The following is a 990-nucleotide window of genomic DNA, read 5'->3' as shown; positions in this document are numbered from 1 at the left end:
AGACCCACCGCTACGAATGGGATGCGGCCGGACGCCTCATGGCCGCCAGCGTCTGGCAGCACACCGTCGAGAACACCGCAGAGAACACCACCCAACTGCAAAGCCGCATAGCACTGGAACGCGATGCCCTGGGCCGCATCACCGCAGAAGTGCAGCAGCTGTACCGGCCCGGCAAGCACAGCAACGGGGGCGGCGGCGCAGACCAGATCGAATACGAACACCGCATCGCCCACAGCCTGGATGCGCTGGGCGCACGCCAGCACAGCCAGCTGCAAGGCCTGGGAGAGATCGCCTGGCTCACCTACGGCTCAGGCCATGTGCACGGACTGCAGCTCAACGGCGCCGGCCTCATCGACTTCGAACGCGACGCCCTGCACCGCGAAGTCCGCCGCAGCCTGCACCCACCCACTCCCGCAGCAGAAGCAGGTGCAGACGCACACCACCCCCTGCAGGTGCAACGCCAATGGGACAGCATGGGCCGCCTCACGGCCCTGGGCACCACAGGCCTGCAAAGCACCGAAGGCAGGGATCACCTCGTCCAGCCCCTCATCGGCCAGATCCTCGGCCGCCGCTACCACTACGACAGCCTGGGCCAGCTCGTTGCCATCGAACAGGCCGGCGCCCCGGGCCAGGCCGCACAACTGCTGCGCTACGGCTACGACAGCGCCGGGCGCCTCAGGGCGGCCACCGACAGCCAGGACCCCCAGACCACCGCCCGCTGGCAGATCGACCCTGCCGGCAACCGCCTGCCCGCACCGGGCGCACCGGGTCAAGCCAGCCCTCAGGACAGCTGGGCCGCCCAGGTCCACGCCCACTGGCGTCACACCGACTTCAACCTCATGGGCCAGGGACACCTTGCAGGCCAGCGGCAAGGCCCCGTGCAGCGCTGGGAAGACAACCGCATCGGCTTCAGCGAAGACCGCGTCTGGCGCTACGACCCCTGCGGCAACCGCATCGCGCAAATGCATGCAGACCACAGCCAGCAGCAAC

Annotated in this window: 1 pseudogene; it reads left to right on the top strand. The window is 68.8% G+C overall.

The features are described 5' to 3' along the window. A pseudogene (locus tag PO605_RS30840) lies at nucleotides 1-990 on the top strand (RHS repeat-associated core domain-containing protein); the annotation flags it as partial.

The organism is Delftia sp. DT-2 (genome assembly GCF_028401915.1).
Lineage (GTDB): Bacteria > Pseudomonadota > Gammaproteobacteria > Burkholderiales > Burkholderiaceae_C > Comamonas > Comamonas tsuruhatensis.
Note: the sequence above shows the minus strand (reverse complement) of the source record. Positions and strands in the feature narration are given on the sequence as shown.